Origin of the sequence: Natronomonas sp. (assembly GCF_036625485.1) — an archaeon.
In the GTDB taxonomy this organism is placed as follows: domain Archaea; phylum Halobacteriota; class Halobacteria; order Halobacteriales; family Haloarculaceae; genus Natronomonas.
The window spans coordinates 1-6781 of sequence record NZ_JAZKTR010000127.1 but is presented as its reverse complement, the minus strand read 5'-3'; the positions used below and the strand labels follow the sequence as shown (position 1 = coordinate 6781).

Here is a 6781-nt window from a genome sequence, read left to right as displayed (position 1 = left end):
GGAATCTGATGACCGCGGAGCCGGGTCTGGCGCCGTAGCGCGCAAGACCGGCGGAGCGTGCAAAAAGTGGCTATGCGAACGCGAGGTCCTGCTCGGCTTCGAGCAGTTCGTGGTAGCGGTTCCGGATGGTGACCTCGGAGATGTCGGCGACCTCGCTGACGGCGGCCTGCGTGGTCTTCTCGTTCGTGAGGAGGGAGGCGGCGTAGACCGCAGCGGCGGCGAGGCCGACAGGCGATTTACCGGAGTGGACGCCCTGTTCCTTGGCGTTCTGGAGGAGCTTGCGGGCGCGGTTCTCGGCCTCGTCGGAGAGGTCGAGGTCGCTGGCGAAGCGTGGCACGTAGCTTTCGGGGTCGGCGGGCTGGACTTCGAGACCCAGTTCGCGGACCACGTAGCGGTAGGTACGTGCGATCTCGCTCTTCTCGACGCGGGAGACGCCGGCGACTTCGTCGAGGCTCCGGGGGACGCCAGCCTGTCGAGCGGCGGCGTAGACCGACGACGTCGAGACGCCCTCGATGGAGCGACCCGGCAGGAGGTTCTCGTCGAGCGCGCGCCGGTAGATGACGGAGGCGGTCTCTCGGACGTTGTCCGGGAGGCCGAGTGCGGATGCCATCCGGTCGATCTCGCCGAGCGCCTGCTTGAGGTTCCGCTCCTTGGAGTCGCGCGTCCGGAAGCGCTCGTTCCACTTGCGGAGGCGTTGCATCTTCTGGCGCTGGTTCGAGGACAGCGAGTTGCCGTAGGCGTCCTGGTCGCGCCAGTCGATGTTCGTCGACAGCCCCTTGTCGTGCATCATGTTCGTGGTGGGGGCACCGACGCGGGACTTCTCGTCCTTCTCGGCGCTGTCGAAGGCGCGCCATTCCGGCCCGCGGTCGATCTCGTCTTCCTCGACGACGAGGCCGCAATCGCGGCAGACGGTCTCGCCGTGCTCGGTGTCGGCGCTCAGCTTCCCGCCGCATTCGGGACAGCCAACCGTCTCGTCTCGTTCGGATTCCGTTTCCGTCTCGGTCGTTCGTGTTCGAGTGTGCTTGCTCATGCTACAAGGCGGGTGCTACCAGGTGGGATACGCCCCGAGAAAGCCCGGTCAGCGGTTCGCTATCATATACAAGTAGCGCCAGTATTTAAACCCATCGGTATTTTCGAGCGCTGGTACCCGAGCCCCCCGTTTTTGAACGACTCAGCGGGACGGAGATCTGTCCTTAAGTATTAATCATGGGGTGGCGTGTCACGCTCTGCCTCGCTTGCCCCTTCGACCGCAGTGGTCAGCGAGACGTTGAAGAACAGCGTCGAGGCGACGCCGCCAGCGACGGTGACGAGGTTCTTGATGGCGTGGTCGACGATGGCCGCCCCGAGGGCGACGGGCCAGACGACGGGCGTCAGCGCGACGACGATGAGCGTGAAGGCGCCCTCGTAGAGGCCGATTCCACCGGGTGACAGCGGCAGCACCTTGGCGAGGTTGCCGACGCTGACGGCGAAGAAACCGACGGCCACGAGCGCCCACAGCGGGACGTCGACGCCGAAGGCCGCGAAGACGACGATGGCGGTCACCACGTCGATACCCCAGATGAGGAGACTGGAGGCACCGACGACGGCGAAGGCCCGGCGGTCCTCGGCGATGGTCTGGACGTCCCCGGCGAACTGTTCGACGACGCCCGCGACGTAGTCGACGTAGGAGTCGCTGCTGATGCGGCCGAGCGCCGACCGCACGAGGTTGCGGTCGGAGCGGGCCGTCGCGAGGATGACGCCCACCGCGAGCAGCGCGGCGAGGCCGACGCCCGCAGCGACGAGGACGGCCTGTCGGCCGCTCCGTTCGACGTCACCGCCCGGTCCTGCCGACTGCAGCGCGGTCACATCAACTCCTGCGGCGGCCAACGCAAGTAGCGTCGTCCCTGCCATCACCGTGATCGTCAACAGATCGAAGACGCGTTCGATGGCCAGCGAGGCGAAGCCGGTCGGATACGGGATGCCCCGGCGGGCCTTGACGATGTAGGCGCGGATGGCGTCGCCGGCCCGCGCGGGAAAGACCAGATTGCCGGTCTGGCTGATAAAGACCGCACCGGTCAGAAAGCCGAGGCTCTCACGATAGCCCAACTCCGAGAGGATGTCGCGATAGCGAAGGCCACGGAAGGGCCAGGAGGCGAGATACACCAGCGTCGCGACCGCCACGAGAACGGGGTCGGCCGCCCGCATCTCCGCGAGGACCTCCCGCGGGTCGAGATAGACGGTCATCAGGGCGACGGCGAGGACGATGAGCAACGTCCCGGCGGCCATCGTCACCCGGCGGTCGATCTTCGGTCGAACGCCGACTTGCCACCAGAGGCGCAGGATCTGGCTGCCCATCCCGAAGACGTCCCGCACGAGGTCGACCTTCGTGTCGCCTTTCGGCTCCCAGTCGACGGGGAACTCCTTGATGTCGTAGCCGGCCTGCTGGGCGCGGACGAGTATCTCGGTGTCCCAGAACCAGTGGTCGTCCTCGACGTCGTCGGCCAGCGACAGCAGGACATTGCGGTCGAAGGCCTTGAAGCCGCACTGGTGGTCCTCGACGCCCGAGCGCAAGAAGAGTCGGACGAGCGAGTTGTAGCCCCGCGAGGCGACGTCCCGTTCAAATGGGCGGTCGGCGACGTTGCCGGGCATCCAGCGCGACCCTGTCGCCACATCGTAGCCCTCGGTCCGAACCGCTTCGACGAGTTCCTCGAGGTGCCGCATATCCGTCGCGAGGTCCGTATCGAAGTAGACGAGGACGTCGCCGTCGCTTTCCTCGAAGGCGCGTTCGAGGGCGCCACCGCGGCCCAACCGCTCGTCGCTGTGGAAGTGCCGGATTCGGTCGTCCTCGGCGGCCAGTCGGTCGGCGATTTCGGGCGTCCGGTCGTCACAGCCGTCCTCGGCGATGAGCACCTCGAAGGCGTCGGCCGGCAGGAAGGAGGCGAGCGTCTCGACGGTCACCTCGACGGTGGACTCGATGGTGTCCGCCTCGTTGTAGGCGGGCAACACGACGCTTACCTCCCGGTCTGTCATCGGTGAGTGCTGGGGTTGGGCCGGGTATCAACCTTCTGTCTGCGCGTCCGTCGCCACAACCGCTTTGGGGGACCCAAGAGTAGGCCCGTCAATGCAGACGCTGGTCATCGGTGGTGCCGCCGTCCTCGCCGTCCTCGTGTTGTTGATCGTCCTCAAGGTCGTCCTCGGCGGGAGAAGCGACGCCCAGAAGAAACGGGACCGCGCCCACGAACAGGCCCAACAGCGGCCGCCCGACGAGGCCGCCGAGAAGGGCGAAACCTACGAGCTCGTGGTCCAGGAGACCCAGTACGACCGCTCGCCCGCCGAGGTCAGAGGAACCATCAACGGCCTCCAGACCTTCGTTCGTGAGGTGCCGGACCCCGGCGGCAGCGACGCACTATCGGAGGGCGAGACGATCCGGGTGCGCGTGGTCGACTACGGAACCGAAGGCACGACCGCCCAGGCTCACTTCGTCGGCCGGGCGTAGTTCGGGAGTCGAGAAACCGCAAGACACCTTACCCGCCCCGCGCATCACCACCTGTGCAGACGACCCACGAGATACGCGTCGGCGACGCCCGCGAGTTCGACGTCGAGTCGGGAAGCGTCGACCTCGTCGTTACGTCGCCGCCGTATCCGATGGTCGAGATGTGGGACGAGAGTTTCGCCGCCCAGAGCCCCACCATCGCCGACGCCCTCGACGCTGGCGATGGCCAGACTGCCTTCGAAGCGATGCACGACCTGCTCGACGACGTCTGGGAGCGGGTGGCCGACGCGCTCTCTGTGGGTGGTATCGCCGCTATCAACGTCGGCGACGCGACCCGACGCATCGACGGCCAGTTCCAGTTGTATCCGAATCACGCCCGGATCATCGAGGGGCTTGCGGCGGCCGGCCTCGACCAACTGCCGGGTATCGTCTGGCGCAAGCCGACCAACAGCACGGCGAAGTTCATGGGGTCGGGGACCCTGCCGACCAACGCATACGCGACGCTGGAACACGAACACGTCCTCCTTTTCCGGAAGGGCGGCACCCGCGATTTCCCACCGAAGGACGACGACCGCTACGCCTCGGCGTTCTTCTGGGAGGAGCGCAACGAGTGGTTCTCGGACTGCTGGGAGGTCCGCGGCACCGGCCAGACGCTCGACAACGGCGCCCGCGAACGCTCCGGGGCCTTTCCCCTCGAAATCCCGCTTCGGCTGGTCCGGATGTATTCGGTGCGCGGCGACACCGTACTGGACCCCTTCGTCGGCACCGGGACCACGTCGCTGGCGGCGCTCGTCGAGGGGCGCAATTCCATCGGAATCGAACGAAACGCCGAACTCGCCGAGGCGTTCGAGAAGCGGGCGACGGAGGCGCCGGACCTCTCTACGAGCATCGCCGACGAGCGCCTCGGCCGCCACAGCGAGTTCGTCGCCGACCGCGACGACCAGCCGAAATACGAGGCCGAACACTACGACACCCGCGTCGTGACGAAGAACGAACGGCGGATTCGCCTGCCGACCGTCACCGACATCGAACGCACCGGCGAGGACCCCATCCGGTTTACCGCGACCCACGAGCCCTTTTAATATCGGCGTCCACAGTTCGCCCATGACCCTAACGTTCGATGCCTTCCGTCTCGCGGCCGCGACTGCGGACCTCTCGGAGGAACCGGCGGCCCGCGAACACGCCGACTGCGTGGAGTTCCGGATGGACCTCGCCGCCGACCCGCTCGATTCGCTCGCCGACTACGACGGCGAACTTCCCCTGCTCGTGACCAACCGCGCCGACTGGGAGGGCGGCGAGGCCGGTGATGAGGGCCGGCTTGATGCATTGGAACAGGCCATCGAGCACGAGGCGGTCGCCGCGGTCGACATCGAACTCGCGGCGCTGGAGGACGGCGACGGACTGGACCTCGTCGAGGCCGCCGACGAACGGGACGTCTCCGTCGTCGTCTCGACCCACGATTTCGAGACGACGCCCTCGAAGGGCCAACTCCAGTCCCTGCTCACGCGGGCTGGAACCTACGGCGACGTGGCCAAACTTGCGGTCACCGCCGAGAACCGCTCGGACGCGCTGGCGTTGCTCGGGGCGACCCACGAGATGACCCAGCGCGGCGAGCGCGTGGCGACGATGGCGATGGGCGAGGCCGGCAGCCACACCCGCGCAGTTGCGCCGGTCTACGGCTCGAAGATCGGCTACGCGCCGGTCGACCCCGAGAAGGCGACCGCGCCCGGTCAGTACGACCTCGAGACGCTTCGACGGCTTGTCGAGGATCTCGCTTAGGACTCGTCGGCCTCCCGCTCGGCGAGGTACGCGAGTACCGCCAGCAGGTTCACGACCGGCATCACCGAGGCGTGAACCCAGACCCGGTCGTCGGTCGCGCCGCGGCGGCGAACGTCGTAGAACACCCACGCGGGAACGAGCAACTCGACGGCGAGGAACGCGAGCGCGAGGAGTCGAACCGTCCGCGAGAACTGGTCCAGAAGGCCCGTCCAGCCGAGCAGGCTGGCCGCGACGACCCCGAAGGCGACGACGAGCGCGAACAACTCGGTGACCGTGAGGGCAAACAGGACGTCGGCGTCGTCATCCTCGGCCATGGCTCCACCTGCGACGCCCCGACGTAAAAACGGTCGTTCGACGCCGTGGGTTTATAAGCGCGTATCGAATACCCTTTGCCGTCATGAACGGACGCGGGAACCGACGGCGGTTCGTGGCCGCGATGCTGTCGTTTCTCCAACCGGGCATCGGCCACGTCTACCTCCGGGAGTGGGTTCGGGCCGTCCTCTGGGGGACCGTGTGGCTCGGGTCGCTCCTGCTCGTCCTCACGACCGCCGGCCTCGAACTCACGGCCCGGAACCTGCTTGCGACCGCCGGTGGCTTCTTTTCGGCCGTCGACGGCTTCCCGATGGAGGCCGCGCTGGCGATGTTCGCGATCACCGTCTTCGCGACGATGGACGCCTACTGGCTCGCCGCCCGCGAGGACTACCGCATCGACGACACACCGCGGTGTCCGAACTGCAGCAAGGAACTCGACCCGTCGCTGGAGTTCTGTCATTGGTGTACGGCGCGACTGGACGAGAAGTAATCGAAGAGACCTCCCCCGGAGAAATCAGCAGAAGCGTTTCGACGGGGATTACTCGGTCCCGTCGCGACCCCGCCACGCCCACAGTGCCCCCACGAAGACGGCGAATAGGGCCACGAGAGTACCGAAACCGGTCTGGTCGGCTGGTTCGATGGGCGACGCCGCCCCTTCCTCGCCATCGCCGCTGTCGACGGTCAGTTCACCCGCCGGGTGGCCGTTTACTTCGACGACTCCCTCGTTCGGTTCCTCGAAGGTGACGTCCAGTTCCAGTTCGGCCGTCTCCGCTGGTCCGACCGTCACGACGTGCGTCGAGACGTCGGCATCGGCGTGTGTCACCCGAAGGGTCATCTCCGACCGCGCTCCGGGGGTGCTGATCCTCACTCGCACCGTAGCCGAATGACCCGCTCGAAGCCACTCGACGGGAAGCGACGCGTCCAGAACCTCGGGGGCCGCCCCCTCCGCCGTCGAGGCGCTGCTCGGGGTAGGCGATGGAGTTGGTGTCGGCGTCGGCGACGATGTCGGCGTCGCAGTCGGTGAAGAGCCACCTGAAGACGACCCACCCCTGCTACCGGAGCCGCCACCAGATATCGAGGTCGGAGTAGGAGTTACTGTCGGCGTCGGGGTTGCTGTCGGTGTCGGCGTCGGGGTTGCTGTCGGTGTCGGCGTTGGAGTTGCCGTCGGCGTTGGAGTTGCCGTCGGCGTTGGAGTTGCCGTCGGCGTTGGAGTTGCCG

The 6781-nt window shown here is 67.0% G+C and carries 8 protein-coding genes; 4 read left to right on the top strand and 4 right to left on the bottom strand.

Annotated features, from left to right (window positions below; genetic code table 11):
* Window positions 1–70: 70 nt before the first annotated feature.
* A complete protein-coding gene (locus tag V5A53_RS11530) occupies window positions 71–1030 on the bottom strand; it encodes a transcription initiation factor IIB (protein WP_332313761.1) in 960 nt (319 codons plus the stop codon).
* Between the two features lie 170 nt (window positions 1031–1200).
* Window positions 1201–3009, bottom strand: a complete 1809-nt coding sequence (locus V5A53_RS11525; protein WP_332313760.1) for a flippase-like domain-containing protein — start codon at window positions 3007–3009, stop codon at window positions 1201–1203.
* A gap of 91 nt (window positions 3010–3100) precedes the next feature.
* Here V5A53_RS11525 and V5A53_RS11520 point away from each other — a divergent pair, with 91 nt between their 5' ends.
* The 3 genes from V5A53_RS11520 to V5A53_RS11510 are packed head-to-tail and all read left to right on the top strand — an operon-like array spanning window position 3101 to window position 5251.
* Window positions 3101–3475 carry a hypothetical protein gene (locus tag V5A53_RS11520; protein ID WP_332313759.1) on the top strand — a complete coding sequence of 125 codons (375 nt, stop codon included), beginning with the start codon at window positions 3101–3103 and terminating at the stop codon, window positions 3473–3475.
* Between the two features lie 53 nt (window positions 3476–3528).
* Complete coding sequence (locus V5A53_RS11515; RefSeq protein WP_332313758.1) at window positions 3529–4554, top strand: DNA-methyltransferase; 1026 nt, start codon at window positions 3529–3531, stop codon at window positions 4552–4554.
* A 22-nt stretch (window positions 4555–4576) separates the two neighbouring features.
* A complete protein-coding gene (locus V5A53_RS11510) occupies window positions 4577–5251 on the top strand; it encodes a type I 3-dehydroquinate dehydratase (protein WP_332313757.1) in 675 nt (224 codons plus the stop codon).
* On the opposite strand, the gene V5A53_RS11505 is transcribed toward V5A53_RS11510, so the two are convergent.
* Complete coding sequence (locus V5A53_RS11505; protein WP_332313756.1) at window positions 5248–5565, bottom strand: hypothetical protein; 318 nt, start codon at window positions 5563–5565, stop codon at window positions 5248–5250. The two genes, V5A53_RS11510 and V5A53_RS11505, sit on opposite strands and share 4 nt — an antisense overlap.
* A gap of 83 nt (window positions 5566–5648) precedes the next feature.
* On the opposite strand from V5A53_RS11505, the gene V5A53_RS11500 reads away from it, so the two are divergent.
* Window positions 5649–6053: a DUF7575 domain-containing protein gene (locus V5A53_RS11500; RefSeq protein WP_332313755.1), complete on the top strand. Its 405-nt coding sequence runs from the start codon at window positions 5649–5651 to the stop codon at window positions 6051–6053.
* A 48-nt stretch (window positions 6054–6101) separates the two neighbouring features.
* On the opposite strand, the gene V5A53_RS11495 is transcribed toward V5A53_RS11500, so the two are convergent.
* A complete protein-coding gene (locus V5A53_RS11495) occupies window positions 6102–6431 on the bottom strand; it encodes a hypothetical protein (RefSeq protein WP_332313754.1) in 330 nt (109 codons plus the stop codon).
* Window positions 6432–6781: the final 350 nt, after the last annotated feature.

Excerpts from the sequence above, each read along its gene's own strand:
- V5A53_RS11505 (WP_332313756.1), bottom strand. The coding sequence starts at position 5,565 with ATGGCCGAGGATGACGACGCCGACGTCCTGTTTGCCCTCACGGTCACC.
- V5A53_RS11510 (WP_332313757.1), top strand. The coding sequence starts at position 4,577 with ATGACCCTAACGTTCGATGCCTTCCGTCTCGCGGCCGCGACTGCGGAC.
- V5A53_RS11525 (WP_332313760.1), bottom strand. The coding sequence starts at position 3,009 with ATGACAGACCGGGAGGTAAGCGTCGTGTTGCCCGCCTACAACGAGGCG.
- V5A53_RS11500 (WP_332313755.1), top strand. The coding sequence starts at position 5,649 with ATGAACGGACGCGGGAACCGACGGCGGTTCGTGGCCGCGATGCTGTCG.
- V5A53_RS11530 (WP_332313761.1), bottom strand. The coding sequence starts at position 1,030 with ATGAGCAAGCACACTCGAACACGAACGACCGAGACGGAAACGGAATCC.
- V5A53_RS11520 (WP_332313759.1), top strand. The coding sequence starts at position 3,101 with ATGCAGACGCTGGTCATCGGTGGTGCCGCCGTCCTCGCCGTCCTCGTG.